General features: G+C 31.8%; 15 protein-coding genes. 12 read left to right on the forward strand and 3 right to left on the reverse strand.

Annotated features, from left to right (window positions below):
- Positions 1–168 precede the first annotated feature (168 nt).
- A complete protein-coding gene (locus J2Z44_RS10570) occupies positions 169–582 on the reverse strand; it encodes a GtrA family protein (protein WP_209649555.1) in 414 nt (137 codons plus the stop codon).
- 157 nt (positions 583–739) lie between these two features.
- Here J2Z44_RS10570 and dsdA point away from each other — a divergent pair, with 157 nt between their 5' ends.
- The 4 genes from dsdA (at position 740) to J2Z44_RS10590 (ending at position 6,888) form a co-directional block, all read left to right on the forward strand.
- Positions 740–2,116, forward strand: a complete 1,377-nt coding sequence (dsdA, locus tag J2Z44_RS10575) for a D-serine ammonia-lyase (protein WP_209649556.1) — start codon at positions 740–742, stop codon at positions 2,114–2,116.
- Between the two features lie 499 nt (positions 2,117–2,615).
- Complete coding sequence (locus tag J2Z44_RS10580; RefSeq protein WP_021283716.1) at positions 2,616–3,470, forward strand: CPBP family intramembrane glutamic endopeptidase; 855 nt, start codon at positions 2,616–2,618, stop codon at positions 3,468–3,470.
- A 443-nt stretch (positions 3,471–3,913) separates the two neighbouring features.
- The gene (gene glnA, locus J2Z44_RS10585) at positions 3,914–5,344 is read left to right on the forward strand and encodes a type I glutamate--ammonia ligase (protein ID WP_021283717.1); all 1,431 of its coding nucleotides are present in this window, start codon (positions 3,914–3,916) and stop codon (positions 5,342–5,344) included.
- A gap of 647 nt (positions 5,345–5,991) precedes the next feature.
- Complete coding sequence (locus J2Z44_RS10590) at positions 5,992–6,888, forward strand: acetamidase/formamidase family protein (protein ID WP_021283718.1); 897 nt, start codon at positions 5,992–5,994, stop codon at positions 6,886–6,888.
- Between the two features lie 156 nt (positions 6,889–7,044).
- Here J2Z44_RS10590 and J2Z44_RS10595 read toward each other — a convergent pair whose 3' ends face one another.
- Positions 7,045–7,764: a DL-endopeptidase inhibitor IseA family protein gene (locus tag J2Z44_RS10595; RefSeq protein WP_209649557.1), complete on the reverse strand. Its 720-nt coding sequence runs from the start codon at positions 7,762–7,764 to the stop codon at positions 7,045–7,047.
- 585 nt (positions 7,765–8,349) lie between these two features.
- Here J2Z44_RS10595 and J2Z44_RS10600 point away from each other — a divergent pair.
- Both J2Z44_RS10600 and yjeM read left to right on the forward strand, forming a co-directional pair.
- Positions 8,350–10,128, forward strand: a complete 1,779-nt coding sequence (locus tag J2Z44_RS10600; RefSeq protein WP_021283721.1) for an aminopeptidase P family protein — start codon at positions 8,350–8,352, stop codon at positions 10,126–10,128.
- A 597-nt stretch (positions 10,129–10,725) separates the two neighbouring features.
- Positions 10,726–12,234, forward strand: coding sequence for a glutamate/gamma-aminobutyrate family transporter YjeM (gene yjeM / locus J2Z44_RS10605; protein ID WP_209649558.1), 1,509 nt, complete (start codon positions 10,726–10,728; stop codon positions 12,232–12,234).
- Positions 12,235–12,371: 137 nt separating this feature from the next.
- Here yjeM and J2Z44_RS10610 read toward each other — a convergent pair whose 3' ends face one another.
- Complete coding sequence (locus tag J2Z44_RS10610; RefSeq protein WP_031271533.1) at positions 12,372–12,695, reverse strand: rhodanese-like domain-containing protein; 324 nt, start codon at positions 12,693–12,695, stop codon at positions 12,372–12,374.
- 594 nt (positions 12,696–13,289) lie between these two features.
- Between J2Z44_RS10610 and J2Z44_RS10615 the strand changes: the two genes are divergently transcribed.
- The 6 genes from J2Z44_RS10615 to hypF are packed head-to-tail and all read left to right on the forward strand — an operon-like array spanning position 13,290 to position 18,981.
- Entirely contained in the window at positions 13,290–13,667 is a 378-nt protein-coding gene (locus J2Z44_RS10615) for a cytochrome b5 domain-containing protein (protein WP_021283724.1), read from the forward strand.
- A complete protein-coding gene (locus J2Z44_RS10620) occupies positions 13,664–14,542 on the forward strand; it encodes a hydrogenase small subunit (protein WP_378109387.1) in 879 nt (292 codons plus the stop codon). The genes J2Z44_RS10615 and J2Z44_RS10620 overlap by 4 nt, the downstream gene beginning before the upstream one ends.
- Positions 14,543–14,554: 12 nt before the next feature.
- Positions 14,555–15,961, forward strand: coding sequence for a nickel-dependent hydrogenase large subunit (locus J2Z44_RS10625; RefSeq protein WP_021283726.1), 1,407 nt, complete (start codon positions 14,555–14,557; stop codon positions 15,959–15,961).
- Complete coding sequence (locus J2Z44_RS10630; protein WP_021283727.1) at positions 15,961–16,419, forward strand: hydrogenase maturation protease; 459 nt, start codon at positions 15,961–15,963, stop codon at positions 16,417–16,419. Before J2Z44_RS10625 ends, J2Z44_RS10630 begins: the two co-directional genes overlap by 1 nt.
- Entirely contained in the window at positions 16,420–16,674 is a 255-nt protein-coding gene (locus tag J2Z44_RS10635; RefSeq protein ID WP_021283728.1) for a hypothetical protein, read from the forward strand.
- Positions 16,675–18,981, forward strand: a complete 2,307-nt coding sequence (gene hypF, locus J2Z44_RS10640; protein ID WP_021283729.1) for a carbamoyltransferase HypF — start codon at positions 16,675–16,677, stop codon at positions 18,979–18,981.
- The last annotated feature ends 2 nt before the right edge of the window (positions 18,982–18,983 follow it).

Genomic DNA, 18,983 nt, shown 5'->3' on the forward strand with positions numbered 1-18,983 from the left:
AGTCTAGTTTAGGGTGGTGGTTTTTTATCATACTAAAATTAAAAATAAAGTATTATGGACAATTTAATATTTGTTCTATTAAGTCTTTTATATTTTAGATTGATATTCTATTCCTACTACTTTGTAACAAGATTGGAATTCATTGATAGTATATATAATTCCTAAAAACTATTTTTTAAAGATCATAACTTTACTCAAAATATAATTTATTATTATAACTATAATATTTGCAACGATTTTAACAACAAAATCATTTAAGTTTAACACATCTACAAAAATATACATAATTCCAATATCTAAAATACCAGAAAGTAATCTACAACTTACAAAAGTAGAGAATTCTTTTATTAAGTACCTCACCTTTATATTATAACTTTTGAACACATAGATTTTATTTGTTACATAAGCAAATAATACTGAAATAATCCAAGCAATTATATTACTTATCATATAGTTTATATCAAATACATGTGAAAAAGCGTAGTAGGTAATTATATTCACTATAGTAGTTAATGCACCGAAAATGCAGTAAAGAATAATTTCTTTATGCTTATTAAATAGATTCTTAAGATATTCTTTCATAAATTTCACCCTACATAATAATACATTAAACATAAAAGGTTTTCAAACTAAAATGAGTTATATGGATGAATACTTTACAACAATAGAATTCTTAGATACTGATATTTTTGATTATATGTAATATAATTAAATAAAGTAAATTAAGGGGGATAGGTCCATGGATAAGGAGTTTATTTTGGGAAAATCAAAACTACAATGGATACAGGAATACCCAGTATTAAAAGATATTATGGACATTAGAGAAGTACTTTGGATAAATCCTAAACGTAAGAATTTTCATGAGGCTATGAAAAACATTAGTATAAGTGAATTAGATGTAAAAGATGCTGAACAGAGGCTTAAGAGGTTTGCACCCTTTATTGCTAAGGTATTTCCTGAAACAGAAATAACAAAGGGGATTATTGAATCGGCACTGTTTAAAATTAATAATATGAAGGCTAACATGGAAAGTTACTATGATGGTGAGTTGTTAGGTAATTTATTGTTAAAATGTGATAGCCATCTTCCTATCTCAGGTTCTATTAAAGCTAGGGGAGGAATCTATGAGGTTTTAAAGCATGCTGAGGACCTAGCCTTAAAAGAAGGAATATTAAAGGAGACAGATGATTACTCAATAATAGACAGTGATATATTTAGAGAGTTCTTTTCTAAGTATTCAGTGGCTGTAGGTTCCACAGGGAATTTAGGCCTTAGTATTGGAATTATTAGTGCGAAATTAGGCTTTAAGGTTACAGTTCATATGTCTGCAGATGCAAAACAGTGGAAGAAGGATCTTTTAAGAAGTAAGGGCGTAACTGTAGTAGAGTATAAGTCTGATTATAGCAAAGCAGTTGAAGAGGGAAGAAAGCTATCAGAAAAGGACTCCAATAGCTACTTTATAGATGATGAAAACTCTGTAGACTTATTTTTAGGTTATGCAGTGGCAGCCTTAAGGCTTAAAAATCAATTGGAGGAAATGAAGGTATTAGTAGATGAAAACCATCCTTTATTTGTGTATCTTCCTTGTGGAGTTGGGGGAGGACCAGGCGGTGTAGCTTTTGGACTCAAGTTAATATTTAAAGATAATGTTCACTGTTTTTTTGCAGAGCCTACTCACTCACCATGTATGTTAGTTGGAATGGCTACAGAGCAGCATAATAAGGTTTCAGTGCAAGATTTTGGTATAGATAATTTAACTATTGCAGATGGACTTGCTGTAGGAAGAGCTTCAGGGTTTATAGGTAAAGTCATGGAAGAACTTTTAAGTGGAGTTTATACAGTAGAGGATAATGAGCTTTATAAATTGTTAACCACTCTTGTAGATACAGAAAATATTTATCTTGAGCCTTCAGCCCTTGCTGGTATGGTAGGTATATCTAAGCTATTTAAAACTGTAGAAGGAAGAACTTATATGGAGAACAGTAACTTGAAAAACAAGATGAACAATTCTACTCACATAGTTTGGGCTACTGGAGGAAGCATGGTACCTAAAGATGAAATGATGAAGTATTATGGAATAGGAAAAGACATATTAAGTCAGGAAAATGTACAGTAAAAGATGTTTGCTTTAGTGTAATTTGACTCACTGTTTTTAAAGGAAATGTGCCCTAAGAGGGTGTTTAAACTAAAAAGTTCTTCTTAGCTTTAAAAGAGTTAATCTAAGGGAAAATAGATTTCTTAGTAATATGAATAATGTTTATTCTGAATATGACTAACAAATATATGTATATATTTAAAATAGCATTTGATTAAAAATGCCTATAAATAATACAATGTTAAATATTTAAACTTATATTAAATCAATAAGAACAGCTATAAGGGAAAAAATATTCCTCCTATAGCTGTCTTATTATTTATAAGGATATATAATCACTTCTATGTCCAGAGTAGATAAATAAGCTCAATTTTGCTTTAAGAAATGTACAATGTATTAATTTGAACCCTATAATTGAGGTTTTAGGGAAAATATGGTACAATTCACCTTGGAAACTACATATTTATAAAATGTGTTTCATTTAATTACACAATGTTATTTTTGGGGGATGGACTATTTTATGGATAATAATATGAAAAAGAAAGAATTACTATTTTTAGTGATTCTATCTACAACTTATTTTATTTATTGCTTTTACTTTAGAGACTCCGAACTCAAGCCATTATCAAAGTTCTTAGCGTACACTCCTAGTATTTGGATTAGTATTTATGTAATAAATATATGTGGGAGAGAAGATACTAAAAAAGCTAATAGAACAATAATATCAGATAGAAAGGCTTTATTACCATTCATGATATTCTACTTAACACATATAGTTTATATGGTGTCAAGTTTACATGAAGACACTAGTAGCACATCAATAAGTATATCAGATTTCTTCTCAAGCTTAATACTTTTAGTACCAATATTAATTCTAATTATGGTTTTTGGAATTGCTCATTTTTTTATAAATATAAAAAAGTTTAATTTTAAAGTTTCTAAACAAGACATATTAATAGTTATTAAATGTTTCATTGTAGTAACTATATTCAAAGGAGCATTTGGTGGAAAGGATTTATTAAGGCTTATAAGCGTATATCATAAGGAGAGTACTATACTTGTTGGAAATGTGATAGCCCTTTTACTAAATCTAGTTTTTGGATTTATATACCCTGCTTTAGTTGAAGAATTTTTATTTAGAGGTTTGTTGATTTCAGGACTAAAGGGGTTTCACGTGAATAATGAAGATGCAAATATAATTCAGGCTATTGCTTTTGGAATTATACATTTAAGCTATTTTACTAATCAAGGTTTTTGGGGTTGCATGGGAATTTCATTCCACATATTAACTGGATATTTATTAGGAAAGATTTATTTAAAAACCTCATCAATTACTACTTGCGCTATTTTTCATGTAGTTTTGAATGTGCTTTAAAACTATATTTTGCTAGTATCTTAAAGAAAGATAGCTATAGTGAAGATAAAATATAAAAATAAGAAAGTAAGGCCTAGTAATTAATTATAAATAAAATGGAATAATAAGAAAAGAATCAGCTGAACTCATTGAAACGTAAGTAACGAAATTTTAGTTATTATGGTTATTTTAGAGAAAGCTTAATCAATATAAGAGATTGATTTAATAGCGATGGAAAGACCAAAAGTTTAACAAGGTAAAGTAATTTAAGCTTTTAAAGGAAGAAGAGAAATAATTTTATAAATGAAAGAAAAACTTCATAAGCAGTATATAGAGAAAGATAATTTGCATAAATGTGGTTAAATAGGATTTTGTTATAAAAAATTAATTTGTATATAAATTATTTTTATACTATACTAACAATAGGGAAAATTCGAAATATTTCAAGAAAGAAGGAAAAATATATGTTTAAGAATTTTAACGAACTGAAAAAATTTGTTGAAGAAAATGGGATTAAAATAATTGATTTTAAAGTAGTTACATTACCAGGAAGATGGAACCACCTTTCAATTCCTGTGGAAAGATTAAATGAGAAGATTTTTGAAGAAGGCATAGGTTTTGACGGTTCAAGTTATGGATATTCAAGCATAGAAAACTCAGATATGTGTTTTATACCAGACTTAACCACTGCTTTTGTTGATACATATTGCAAGGTGCCAACTGTGAGCATGATTGCAAATATCTATACTGTAGGTAAAGAAGAAGGCAGATTTAGTGGAGACCCTAGATTTGTTGCGGAAAAAGCTGAAGAGTTCTTGAAGAAAACTGGTATAGCTGATGAATTTGTAATAGGACCAGAGTTTGAGTTCTACCTATTCGATCATATTAGCTTTGAAGCTAAGAATAACCACCAAGAAGTAACAATAGACTCTAAGCAAGCTTATTGGAATACTAACGAAAAAGAAGAGAACTATGGATACAAAGTTCCTTTCCAAAGAGGATACCATAGAGATCTACCATATGATTTAAATAATGATTTAAGAAGCGAAATGACTTTAAAACTTGAAAGCATGGGAGTAGATGTAAAATATCATCACCATGAAGTAGGAGCAGCAGGTCAGCTAGAGCTAGAAGTAGAATTAGGCGAAATGAGAAGAATGGCTGATGCTACAATGATAGCTAAGTATGTAATTAAAAATGAAGCAGTAAGACATGGAAAAACAGCTACTTTTATGCCAAAACCTCTTTATGGTGAAGCAGGAAGTGGAATGCACGTTCATATGCTTCTTAAGAAAAATGGAGGCAACTTATTCTATGATGAGAAAGGTTACTCAAAATTAAGCCAAGAAGCACTATACTTCATAGGTGGTATTTTAAGACACTCTAAAGCACTATTGGCCTTCACCAACCCATCTACTAACTCATACAAGAGATTAGTTCCAGGTTTTGAAGCACCTGTATCAATATGCTTTGCTACAGGAAATAGAAGTTCAGTTATAAGAATACCTGGATATGTAAAAAATCCAGAAAAACGTAGATTTGAATTTAGACCATCTGACGCAACAGCTAATCCTTATCTAGCGTACTCAGCTCTTTTAATGGCTGGAATTGATGGAATTCTAAATAAAATAGATCCAACAGAAGCAGGTTTTGGACCATTTGATATAAATGTATTTGATATGCCAGAAGAAGAAAGAAACAAAATAGAAGCTCTTCCAACTTCTTTAGAAGAAGCTCTTGAAGAGTTAAAGAAAGACCATGACTTCTTACTTAAAGATGGAGTGTTTGATGAGCACTTTATCAATAACTGGATTAAGTTCAAATATGACAAAGAAGTAATGAAAATAGCTAAGGTTCCATCTCCAATAGAGTTTGAACTTTACTACGATCTATAATTTTAAATAGAAGTTTTATTAAGGCATTTGAAAATAAATAACAAGTCAAAGATGTGAAGGATATTTTGAGTTAGACAAGGAAACAGGTTCTGTTGACGCAGTATAACTCAAAATAGACAAACATACTGACTTGTTTATTTTTTGAAAATGCCTAATATAGGGAACCAAAGTCAGGACTTAGTTTATACACTACTCCTACCTTGGTTCCCTTAATTTGTTTTGAATATAAAATTAATATTGAGCAAGATAAATTTACAATCAAGGGCACTATGTAGTGTGATAAGTATATTTTCAAGTGTGAGAAGATAATTATGAAAACCCAACCTAGGAAAGTCAATAGGTTGGGTTTTTATGATAGTTATCACTTTTTATAAAAATACTATGATGATTTTTAGTTTTAATAAAGGAACCAACACCACCACCTATTATTGTTGGAATAACCCAATTAAAGCCTAAATAAAGTATGGTAATGTAACTTCATAAGAGCCAGCGATGGTTATTAAACTAACTAAAGGAGTTATGGGAGAGATACAGTAGTCTTTTAAGAAAAGTGGGAAAATTATAGAAATTATTGGTTTTAACGTGTAAAATAATATTAAGTATTATAAAAATATATAGGGTTAATTTCAGTTTTAGGAGGAGAAGTCATGGATTTTCAGTTGTGTAGTAATAGTATATTTAAATTTTCTAGTAAAAATACTCCAGCACTTAAGATAAACTCAGGAGATGTAGTAGAGATACATACCTATGATTGTTTTTCTAATCAACTACAAACTCCAGAGGATGCTTTAGAAGCTATGGATTGGGAAAGAATAAACCCAGCTACTGGGCCAATTTATATTGAAGAAGCCAAGGAGGGTGATGTTCTAAAAGTTATCATAGAGGAAATAAAGTTAAATAATCAAGGAGTTATGGTAGCAGGTGAGGGCTCTGGAGTTTTAGGACATATGTTAAAAGGAACGGAATCTAAAATAATACCAATTAAGGATAACCAGGGGATTTTTGATGAGCAGTTATCTATTCCTTTAAATCCAATGATTGGTGTTATTGGGGTAGCACCTTCAAAGGAAGAAATTAGTTCAGGAACCCCAGGACATCATGGTGGCAATATGGACAACTTAATGATTACTACAGGAGCCACTATTTATTTTCCAGTGTTTACCGATGGAGCCTTATTTGCATTAGGAGACTTACATGCAGCAATGGGGGATGGGGAAATTGGTGTAACAGGAATAGAAATTGCCGGTAGTGTAAAAGTTAAGCTGGAGGTTGTAAAGGGCTTAAAGCTTAATAACCCAGTTTTAGAAAATATAGAAAGCTTTACAACTATTGCATCAGAGATAAACTTAGAGGAGGCAGTAAATCAGGCTACAATTGACATGGCAGAAATTTTAAAAGAAAGAATGTCTATGGGACTCCATAAGATAGCAATGCTTATGAGTGCAGTAGGACACACTGAAATATGTCAAGTAGTGGATCCTTTAAAAACAGCGCGTTTTGTTATGCCAAAGTGGGTTCTAGATACCTATGATTTTAAGTTTTAACCTATGATAGGAAGTTAATAAGATATCTGAAAATAATTATAAGTTAAAGATGTGAAGGTATATTTTCAGTTAAATGAGGAAACAGGTTCCGTAGAAAGTAAAACTGTCTACGGAACCTGTTGACGCAATATAGCATAAAATAGATGAGTATGCTTATTACTTACCTAAGGTTGGCATACCCCAAGTGTCCATCTTATCAATTACCCATTTTTCTCCATCATGGATTATGGTCGCTTCTCTGGTTACACGAGAGCTATCTTCAAAAAAAGATGGAGAAGAAAAAGTGACAACTAATTTAGTTTTATCTGGCGTTTTAGAAATTATTTTACTTTCTTTTACGTTTAATCCTGGACCAAAATCACCAACAGCCACATAATATTCATTGTTAATATTTTTAGATAGGTAATTTACAAATTTCTTATTAAAATCTATGGAAAAGTATTTATTTAGACCTAATTCCTTAGAAAGATAACTTTGTAAGGCGTCCATATCTTTAAAAGTAGAACCTTTTAAAGGCGCATAGGAGCCAAAGGGTTTTCCTTCTTCAGTAGCCTCTAGGATTTTGCTTGTATCAAAAAGTTTTTGAAGTTTTCTAACACTATCATTTCCATTAGTTAGTAAAGTGACAATTTCTTCATCATTAATATCCAAATTAGGTGTAGCATTGGGAGTAGAGCTAACAGAAGTGCTGTTAGTAGTGTTATTAGCAGGTGTGCTGCTAGTGCTATTATTGCTATTAGTTATAATTGGTTCTTTATTAGTGGCGCTTTTTGTTGAACAGCCTGTTAATGGTAAAGTTATAATTGATATAAATACAATAGTAAGAGCTAAGCACTTAAGGCCACAAGTAAAGTCTTTTTTTAAAATTGATTTCATTTTCCCCTCCAAAAGTAAATTTATTAAATTTAAAAGTTTATAAAAAGCTTAAAAATCATTAATACACACTATATATTATTGACAGTAAACCAAAAAGAGCACTAAAAATATAATAATAATTTGTAAACTTACTCCTTATAAAAAATACTTAGATGATATCTTAAGCTAATAGTTTTAAGTATTTGTATTTCATATAGAGTTTTATAAAGGGTACATAAGTAAGATTTTATACTGACTTAAATAGAATTTTTACATGTATTGAAATTAGAATATTATTATAGAAAAAGGTATAAATTATTAGATGTGGAGAGGAGAGCGCAAATTTTGAACAGTAAATTTGTTTAAAATATTTGTACTTTTAAGAACAATATAATATAATAGCTGTATAATTTAGTTTACTTTGCTAAAGTATACAAATTTAAGCATTACATAACATGTATAGGACTATAAGATGAAGATTGCTTCGTCTGCATTAAACAGTTCTAAGGGAATAAAGAGAAACGTTACTAAGTAAAGTTTCACATTAATTCCCTATAAATAATTTTAAGTTAACAAAATGTTACATATTAGATAGGAGGCATAATCATGAATGTTGATGAAAGAGTTAGTAGCTTAAGAAACTTGATGAGAGAAAGAGGAATAGATGCTTTCATAATTCCAAGTGATGACAACCACGGAAGTGAGTATGTAAGTGAGTATTTTAGAGCAAGACAATGGATAAGTGGGTTTACAGGGTCAGCTGGTACTGTGGTAATAACTTTAGAGGAAGCTCATCTTTGGACAGATGGAAGGTACTTCCTGCAAGGTGCCAAAGAACTAGAAGGCACAAGTTATGTATTGGAGAAACTTGGGGAGCCTGGAGTTAAAAATCATGTAGAGTGGTTAAGAGATAATCTTGAGTCAGGTTCAACAGTGGCATTCAATGGAAAAGTATTCACAGTTGCAGCACTAAATAGCTTAAAAGCACCACTTGAAAGCAAGAACATAAATATAAAGGCAGAAGAGGATTTATTTGAAAAAATATGGACTGATAGACCAAGTATGCCAAAGGGAAAAATGTTTATTCATGAATTAAAGTATACAGGCAAATCTTTAAGTGAAAAACTAACTATGGTAAGAGAAGAAATGAAGAAAGAAGGAATTTCTGACTTTGTATTAGCTTCTTTAGATGATATAGCTTGGCTTTTAAATTTAAGAGGGGCAGATGTACCATGTAACCCTGTATTTTTAAGCTATTTATTAATGGATGAGAATAACTGCACTTTATACTTAGATAAGGAAAAAGTAAATGCGGAAATTTCTAAGTATTTAGAAGAAAATGGTGTAAGTGTAAAAGCTTACGAAGATGTAGCTAGTGATGTAGCTCAGTTAAATGAAAAATCAGTAGTTACTTATGATCCAACAAAGACAAATGTTTGGATAAAAGATGCTTTAAAAAGTAACGTAAAAGTAGTTGAGAGAAGAAATATTACTACTGACTTAAAAGCAAGAAAGAATGAAGTTGAGCTTAAGAATGTAGAAAATGCTATGACAAAAGATGGTGTTGCTATGGTAAAATTCTTTAATTGGTTAAAGAAAAACATAGGAAACACAGAAATAACAGAAATCACTGCAGCTGATAAACTTACACAGTTTAGAAGTGAAAGAGAAGGCTTTGTAGATATCAGCTTCTCTACAATATCTGGATATGGTCCAAATGGAGCAATAATTCACTACCATGCAACTGAAGAAAATCATTCTAAGTTAGAGCCAAAGAGCTTATACTTAATTGACTCAGGTGCACAATATTTAGATGGTACTACGGATATTACTAGAACTCTAGCACTAGGTGAGTTAACAGAGGAAGAAAAAGTAGATTACACTCTAGTTTTAAAAGGAAACATGGCATTATCTATGGCTAAATTCCTATATGGAATTGCTGGATGTAACTTAGATATTCTTGCAAGAAAGCCAATGTGGGATAGAGGAATAGACTACAAACATGGAACAGGTCACGGAATAGGATATTTATTAAATGTACATGAAGGACCACAAGGAATTAGAAAAGAAATATCAAATGTTACCTTAGAGGAAGGCATGTTAATATCAAATGAGCCAGGAATTTATAGAGAAGGCAAACATGGTATTAGATTAGAAAATATAATAGCTGTTGCTAAAGATGTAGAAACTGAATTTGGCAAGTTTATGAGATTTGATGTTTTAACTTATTGTCCATTTGAACTAGAGGCAATAAAAGTTGAATTATTATCTTGTGAAGAAAAACAGTGGTTAAATAACTATCATGAGCTAGTTTACAATAAATTGGAAGCATATTTAAATGAAGAAGAAAGAGCTTGGTTAAAGGAAGCTACTAGAGCTATATAATTAAAGTAAATTTAAAACTTGTTTTATAGTGATAGTTTTAAAGTGAAATATTGAGAGTAATTAATTTATTCTAAAAAAAGTAATTATTAAATAACTTAATTCCTCACTTTTAAATGGGGAGAATCAGCATAACAAAAAAGTTATACAATATATTATTCAAAGATAAAAGGGCATTGAGGCAAACTCAGTGCCTTTTATGCTAGTGCCAAAACTATGTACATAAAAAATGTATTTTGAGAAACAATATTCATAGAGGATGTATTGATTTGAAATATTTAGTTAGTATTAGTGAAATATTCAGAACTGTAAAGGTTTTACACTAATGTTCAGAATTATTTTCTTATTTTTTATACTACAATACTTGTAATAACTAAATATTAAACAATACCAACATTCACTTTTAATACATTATACACGTTGTAAACAAGTTTTTATGAAATAATAACATGAGTTAAAGTTAATATTCTAATTTGGCGAAAAAGAGCAAAAATTTAAACTTTTTAAGAAATATTGCTTTTTTTGTCGCTGTGTGTATAATGATACTTGCAAGTAAGTTAAATTAATTTATTAAATTATATTTAAAAGGGAGGACAAAAAATGGCATCGAACAATAATAACACTCAAAAGTTAACACTGGTATCATTAATACTAATGATTTTTACATCAGTTTATGGATTTAACAACATGCCAAGATCATTCTACTTAATGGGATATGCAGCGATTCCTTGGTATATTTTATCAGCAATCACTTTCTTTATTCCATTTGCATTTATGATGGCTGAGTATGGTGCAGCTTTTAAAAATGAAAAGGGTGGAATATTCTCTTGGATGGAAAAATCAGTTGGACCAAGATATGCATTTATGGCAACATTCATGTGGTATTCTTCAAACATCATATGGATGGTTAACGTATCTTCAGGTATCTGGGTTCCATTCTCAAATGCTATATTTGGAGTAGACAAAAGTAAAACTTGGTCACTGTTCGGATTAGCACCATCACAAACGCTAGGTATACTAGCAATTCTTTGGATATTATTTGTAACATATACATCTTCTAAAGGAATGGATAAGATTAAAAAGATTACTGCAGTTGGTGGTACTGCAGTTGCAGCACTAAACATCGTTTTAATCGTTGGAGCAATCCTTGTATTTATCGGAAATGGTGGACAATTACAACAACCAATGTCATTCACAACTTCACCAAATCCTAAATATGTTGGTAGTATGATTGCAACTTTCTCTTTCTTAGTTTTCGCCATATTTGCTTATGGTGGAATAGAGGTTGTTGGAGGTCTTGTTGACCAAGCGGAAAATCCAGAGAGAGATTTCCCAAAAGGTATCACTTCTGCAGCTATAGTAATTGCAATCGGATATGCAATTGGTATTTTCTGTGTTGGTGTGTTTACAAACTGGCAAGCAGTACTTTCAGGTGATAAGGCTCACATGGGTAACGTTGGTTACGTTGTAATGAACAATCTTGGATACCAATTAGGAACAGCATTTGGTGCTTCACAAGCAGTGGCTACTTCAATGGGTAACTGGGTAGCTAGATTCGTTGGATTATCAATGCTACTAGCTTTAACTGGTGCATTCTTCACATTATCTTATGCTCCATTAAAGCAGTTAATTGAAGGTGCTCCAAAGGAAATCTGGCCAGGAAAAATGAGCGAGATAAAAGATGGAATGCCAGTAAACGCTATGTGGGTTCAAGGTATAATAGTTATCGTTATTATAGCATTAGTTTCCTTCGGTGGAGATGAAGTTGCTAAGTTCTTCGAAATTTTAGTTGCGATGACTAACGTTGCGATGACAATACCATATATGTTCTTATCTATAGCATTCATTTCATTTAAGAGAAAGAAAGAAATTGAAAAGCCATTCGTGGCATTCAAATCTGAAAGCTTCTCTTTGATAGCTACTATAATAGTAACATTTACTGTTGGGTTTGCAAACTTCTTTACAATAATAGAACCAGCAATGAACGGTGATGTAAAAACTACTGTATTTAGTATAGCAGGACCAATTATATTTGCATTAATTGCATTTGTAATGTATGCTAACTATGATAGAAAATACGGAAGAAACAAAAAAAATAACGCGGCATAAGCTGAGTTAAATATAAAATAATTTGAAATAGAGCTGATATTAAGCAATTAATATCAGCTCTATTTGCATGTAAAGCACATTTTCAACCTGATTTGTATTTTAACTTTAGCAATACAAACTTTCTTAAAAATAAAAGATTATTTTTCTATATCAAAATTCCAACTTGAAAATCCTTTATATAGATGATGGATATCTGAAAATCCATTTTCCAGAAGAATATTTACTGCTGTTTTGCTTCTAACTCCAGAAGCACAATAAATAATTATAGGTTTGTTTTTATACTCTTCAAAATCATCAATATCATCAGGTAGGAGGTTAAGAGAAGCAAGCTTTGCACCTGGTATATGTCCACTTAAATACTCACCTTTTGTTCTTACATCTAAAATAATTGTATCAGAGTTTTCATGGATTAAGTCTTTAGCTTCTGTAGAAGTTATATTTTTTACCTTAGAATTATTCATAATCATACATCTCCTCTTGCGTTAATGAGCAACACCATAATAGTTATTAATTAAAAACTTGAAGTGCAAAAATAAGCCTACTGAATCTCTATATTCAAATGTATGGATGTATTTTTATTATACCATATCTATATAATGAACATAATCACTGATTCAATACATATTTAACCTACAGTTTAATATTTGCAGATTCTTTAGCAAAAAAATGATGTAGCACCTTCTATAACAGCTCTTGCTACGTGTTCCTGCAACTCTCTTCTAAACTCTGATGGAAATACGGTATGGCCATGATGGTAGTAATATTAGTAGAAGGTATGAACTGACTTAAAATAGTCTCTCAAGTAAAGATGAAATTTTAATAGCTTAGATAAAATATAAAAGCACAAAACCTGCGAAGAGAAAGTAGAATTTTGTGCTTTTATCTTTTTAAAGACAAGAGTTAACATTTACGTTGTAAGTGGACGCAACTAATTTGATAAAGTCCTTTAGGAACTAAAATTTATGCTCTATATAAGAATATCCCAAAGTTATGTTCATATATATTTTTTTTAAAACATATTATTATTTAAGATAATAATTTCGGGAGATGCTTTTATGAATTATGAAATAAACATAAAAGAAATGTATAAGTATTTTACAGAAGTAAATAAAAAAGTCTCTTTAATTCAATGGGAATATAAAGATAAGTTAGGGATGAGAGAAGGTCAGGGGACTACACAAAACTCTCAAGGTGATAGAATATTTACCTTAGAGGAGTTAAAACAATATGATGGTTCAAATAATAATCCTGCATACGTTGCAGTGGATGGAATTGTATATGATGTAACTTTAGTGGCAAGATGGGGGGGAGGCACACATTTTGGAGTTAAAGCTGGAACCGATGGAACAGCACAATATTATGCATGTCATGGGACAACAAATGTAGTAAATAAGCTTCCGAGGATTGGACTTCTTCAGAAGCAGGAGGAATAACTGTGTCTGAATGTAGGATTAATAATAGGATAAGATCTAGAGCACAAGAATTAGTTCACAAGGCAGTAAGAGAAATAAGTGAAAAAAGAAAAGATAAGATAAATTTAGTATGGATAGAAGCCACTGGGTGCTCTGGAAATATTATTTCTTTTTTAAATGCAGATGCACCATCCTTTAATTATTTTATAACCCAGGTTGTAAATTTTAGATATACAAACAGTTTAATGTTAGCACAAGGGGCCGAAGCTTTTGAAGAATTTACAGAAGTAATAAAGGAAGACTTTATAATGATTGTAGATGGCGCTGTAACTACAAAGGATAATGGCGCATATACCTATTCTGCTTACTATGATGGAAGTCTTATTTCAGCCGCAGATAAAGTAGCTTTAGCAGGTGCCAATGCTAGATATATTTTGGCTGTAGGTGCTTGCGCAGTATCTGGTGGAGTATCAGCAGCTGCACCTAATCCATCAGGATGTATGAGTGTGCAGCAGTTCCTAAAAAATAGGAGAGTTATAAATTTACCTGGTTGCCCTTGTCATCCAGATTGGGTTATGGGAACCATAGCAAATCTAATTTTATATGGGGAGCCAGAACTAGATGATTTTAATAGACCTAAGATGTTTTATGGAAATCTTATTCATGATTATTGTGAGAGAAGATCCTTTTTCGAAAATAGAATTTTTGCAGAATCTGTTGGTCAAGAAGGGTGCATGTTTAAATTAGGCTGTCGTGGGCCTGTAACTAGAACAGATTGCCCAACAAGGCGTTGGAATGACAGAGTAAATTGGCCCGTTGGAGATAATACACCTTGCATTGGGTGTGCACAAGTGGGCTTTCCAGATTTAATGGAACCTTTTGTAAGGATGGAGTAAGGAGGGAGGTTTTTGGCTACTAAGGTAATAGTAAATCCCATTACTAGAATAAGTGGTTATTTACAAATTGAAGTGGAAATTGAGAATAATGTGGTGGTAGATGCCAAGAGTCAAGGAATGATGTTTAGGGGATTTGAAAAAATGCTAAAGGGGAGAGTTCCCACTGATGCAATTTATTTTACAGAAAGAATCTGTGGAATATGTTCTACAGCTCACGGATTAGTATCTGCTAGAGCATTAGAAAATGCTTTAAATGTTATCCCAACGCTAAATGAAAGAATACTAAGGGATATAATGCATAGCAGTGAATTTATTCAAAATCATCTGAGGCACTTTTATCAATTTGTACTTCCTGACTATGTAGGGAATATAGGAGTAGATCCAGTATTTACGGTGGAAAATAAGGATTATAGAATTCCAGAAAAGGAAAGTCAAAGACTAAGAGAGGATTACTTTTTATCTATTGAAGTAAGTAAAAAGGCTCATCAGCTGCTAGCCATTCTAGGGGGAAAGGCTCCACATACCCATGGTGTTTTTGTAGGAGGGGTAACTTCAACTGTAAATGCTGAGAAGGTATTAGAAGCACAAGGCATAGTAGCAGATATGATAGATTTTATAGAGAACAGAATGATTGATGATGTTAATACTATAGGAAAATATTATGAAGAGTATTATGAAATTGGAGCAAGTAGTGGAAATTTTATGTCCTATGGTCTTTTTGATAGTTATGCTGATATAAGGTATGTACCAAGAAGAATAATTTTAAATAATGGTGAAGAATTGGAAATTGATCCAAGTAAAATAACACAAAATATTTATAATAGCTGGTACTCAGCTGAAGGAGAACAGTTTGGGGTGGAAAATGATAACTGGCAAGCTAATCCACAAAAACCTACAGGGTATAGTTGGATTAAGGCACCAAGATATGATGGAATGCCCATGGAAGTAGGGCCTTTAGCTAGAATGTATATTTCAGGTTTATATAGGCAAAAAAGTTCAACTATGAATAGACTTGTGGCAAGAGTTCTTGAAGCAAAAGAAGTAGCAGAAGGGATTAGGAAACTCCTTGGAAGGGTGAAGGTTGAACCTTTAAGTTTTAAGAGATTTGTTATGCCTAGAGAAGCACTAGGATTCGATCTTCATGACACTACAAGAGGTGCTTTAGCCCACTTTGTTGGAATAAGAGATAAGGTGATTGACAAGTATACAATCATAACTCCAAGTGGATGGAATTTATCACCAACTGACTCTGCGGGGGTAAAAGGGACTGTTGAGCAAGCTTTAATTGGAACCTTTATAGATAATCCAAATGATCCTGTTGAAATAGGCAGGATAGTAAGAAGCTTTGATCCATGTGTGTCCTGTGGAACTCATGTAGTATCAAATAAAATTTCTTTAGTAGAAATAAGGGTGGTGTAATGGATATTAAGGTTGTTGGCATTGGAAATAGGATTATGAAAGATGATTCTATTGGTATAAAGGTTTTAGAAGAGCTTCAAGAAGATTTAAATAATTTAAAAACACAGGTTATTATTGGGGAAACAGATATAGAATATACCTTAAATTGTATAAACCCAGGGGACTATGTTATTATTGTAGATTCTAGCTTTCTTGGGATAAATCCAGGGGAGGTTTGTACCTTTGATTTAGGAAAGTTGAAAGAATTTAATCATAAGGGTTATTCTATGCACCAGATGAGCTTAGTAAAAATATTAAGCTGTTTTCCTACTGATAATATAAAAGGATCGCTTATTACTGTGGAGGCAGGGGAAATCGATTTTGGACTAGAGCTAAGTGAGGAGTTAAGTAAGGACTTTCAGCAGATTAAGATGAAGGTTTTAGATGAAATTAAATTGAAGGTTGAGGAGGTAAGCTAAATGCATGACTCATTTCTTATGCAAAATATAATAAAAACTCTTAAAGACATATGTAGGGATAATAATTTTAATAGGATACAAACTGTAGCATTTATGGTTAATGAAAATAGCCACATAACTCAGCCTCATTTAAGAGAACATTTAGTAGAATTATGTGAAGAGTATATAGATAGCGATACTACTGTTATAGTAGTTTGCGGAGATGTTCCAGAGCTTACAGCTAAAATAGACTATATAGAGGGGGAAGAAGCTTAGTTGTTATTCAGATATGTTGTAAAAATATATGGAATAGTTCAAGGGGTTGGTTTTAGGCCTTATGTTTATAACCTAGCAATAAAGAATAACTTAAGGGGATGGGTGAGTAACGATGGCTCATCCCTTATTTTCGATGTAGAGGGAAAAAGGAGAAATATAAAAAACTTCCTTACAGAAGTAGCAAAAAATCCTCCACCAATGAGTAGAATAAGAAATATAACAAGTGTAAGGGAAAGTGTAGTTAACTATAGGGATTTCACTATAAGAAAAAGTAGTAATAAAGGAGAGACAGGAAAAAAGTACTTATTAAGTGATATTGCAATATGTGGGGATTGCATTAAAGAAATAAAGGATAAGAAATCTATTTGGTATGAGTATCCTTTTACTAGTTGTACCAATTGTGGACCTAGATACTCAATTATTAACAATATTCCTTATGATAGAGAAACTACAAATATGGATGTTTTTGAGATGTGCAAGGAGTGTAGAGATAAGTATGAAAGTCCTGAGAATAGGAGGTTTCACGCTCAAACAATCTCATGCCCTCATTGTGGACCTGTGCTTACCCTTATTGATAATAGGGGAGAAGTTATAAAGTGTGATAATGAGCTTGAATATGTAAGAGCTCTAATAAAAGCTGGAAATATAATTGCAATAAAGGGTATAGGGGGATTTCACTTATGTTGTGATGGATTCAATGCTATTGCAGTGGATAACCTAAGAAAAAGAAAGAATAGACCTGATAAACCTTTAGCTTTGATGATGAGGGATATGGAAACCATAAAAAGATATGTACAGGTTAGCGTTAAAGATGAAGAAGTTTTAAAATCTCCTGCTGCTCCTATTGTTCTATTGAAAATAAAAGAGAATAAAAGTTTAAGGCCTATTGCTGAGAATGTTGCACCGAAGATGAATTATTTAGGAATAATGCTCCCTTATACACCACTACATCATTTAATCTTTGGAGAAGAGTTACAAGCTTTAGTTATGACTAGTGGAAATCTTAGTGGAGGAACTGTTGAATATGACAATGAGAGCGCTTTTAAAAAATTAGGACAGGTGGCGGACTATTTTCTAATTAATGATAGAGCTATAAATATGCCTATTGATGACTCAGTTACAAAGGTAGTAAACAATAAATTAATCATCAGCAGGATGGGAAGAGGTTATGCACCTTATTACATAGATTTATCGGCAAAGGGAAATATTTTAGCCACAGGGAGTGAAATGAAAAATACTTTCGCTCTAAGTGTTGATGGTATAGCTTTAATGAGTCAATATGGGGGAGATTTAAAGAATTTAGAAGTTTACAAGGAATATGTTCATAATATAGACCATTTAAAGAAACTTCTTAACTATAAACCTAGTTATATAGTACTTGATAAGCATCCAGACTTTGCTGTAAGAGATTATATAAAAGAAAGCTGTTTAAAGGAAATAGAAGTACAGCATCACTTTGCCCATATGGTAAGTGCTATGGTAGAGCATAACATAAACCAAAAGGTCATTGGAGTTATTTATGATGGAGTAGGCTATGGAGAAGATGGAAACCTATGGGGAGGAGAATTTCTAATAGGAGATAGAAAAAGCTTTAAAAGGGTTGGCCAATATAGTTATATAAAGATTCAAGGCGGAGATAGTTCTACGAAAAACATATATAAAATAGCTTTGAGCTTCCTAACTAAAATAAATAATGAGAGTATAAGAGATTATGCTGTAAAAGAAATAAAAAAGCATTTAGAAAAAATCCTAAGTAAGCGGGAAGCAGAAATCTATGTAAGTAACCACTACAGGGCTCTAGATAAGGCTATTAATTGTTATGAAACCTCTAGTGTAGGAAGAATTTTTGATGCAGTAGCTTCTCTACTAGGTGTTAGACAGGACATAAGTTATGATGGACAAGGTGCTATAGAACTAGAGGCTCTAGTTGTTGAAGGAATAGAAGCTGGGTATAGGTATGAGATTTCTAATGATGATTGGTATAGGAAGGTAGATATTATACCAACTTTTGAAGACATCATTATAGATATACAAAGAGAAATTCCCTCAGCTGAGATATCAACCAAATTTCACAATACATTAGTTAATATAACGGTAGATATGGTGAATAGAATAAGAGAGAAATCAGGACTTGACGCTGTAGTTTTAAGTGGAGGAGTTTTTGAAAATAGATATTTACTACAAAAAGTAAGTTATGGCTTAGAAGAGGATGGATTTAAGGTCTGGTTCAATGAAAAAGTACCTATTAATGATGGGGGAATTTCAGTGGGGCAACTAGCAGTTGCTAAAGAAATACTTGAAGGGTGATT

It is taken from the genome of Clostridium punense (assembly GCF_017874425.1).
GTDB lineage: Bacteria > Bacillota > Clostridia > Clostridiales > Clostridiaceae > Clostridium_J > Clostridium_J punense.

Coding starts and splice junctions, on each gene's coding strand:
- J2Z44_RS10570 (WP_209649555.1), bottom strand. CDS start 582: ATGAAAGAATATCTTAAGAATCTATTTAATAAGCATAAAGAAATTATT.
- dsdA (WP_209649556.1), top strand. CDS start 740: ATGGATAAGGAGTTTATTTTGGGAAAATCAAAACTACAATGGATACAG.
- J2Z44_RS10580 (WP_021283716.1), top strand. CDS start 2,616: ATGGATAATAATATGAAAAAGAAAGAATTACTATTTTTAGTGATTCTA.
- glnA (WP_021283717.1), top strand. CDS start 3,914: ATGTTTAAGAATTTTAACGAACTGAAAAAATTTGTTGAAGAAAATGGG.
- J2Z44_RS10590 (WP_021283718.1), top strand. CDS start 5,992: ATGGATTTTCAGTTGTGTAGTAATAGTATATTTAAATTTTCTAGTAAA.
- J2Z44_RS10595 (WP_209649557.1), bottom strand. CDS start 7,764: ATGAAATCAATTTTAAAAAAAGACTTTACTTGTGGCCTTAAGTGCTTA.
- J2Z44_RS10600 (WP_021283721.1), top strand. CDS start 8,350: ATGAATGTTGATGAAAGAGTTAGTAGCTTAAGAAACTTGATGAGAGAA.
- yjeM (WP_209649558.1), top strand. CDS start 10,726: ATGGCATCGAACAATAATAACACTCAAAAGTTAACACTGGTATCATTA.
- J2Z44_RS10610 (WP_031271533.1), bottom strand. CDS start 12,695: ATGAATAATTCTAAGGTAAAAAATATAACTTCTACAGAAGCTAAAGAC.
- J2Z44_RS10615 (WP_021283724.1), top strand. CDS start 13,290: ATGAATTATGAAATAAACATAAAAGAAATGTATAAGTATTTTACAGAA.
- J2Z44_RS10630 (WP_021283727.1), top strand. CDS start 15,961: ATGGATATTAAGGTTGTTGGCATTGGAAATAGGATTATGAAAGATGAT.
- J2Z44_RS10635 (WP_021283728.1), top strand. CDS start 16,420: ATGCATGACTCATTTCTTATGCAAAATATAATAAAAACTCTTAAAGAC.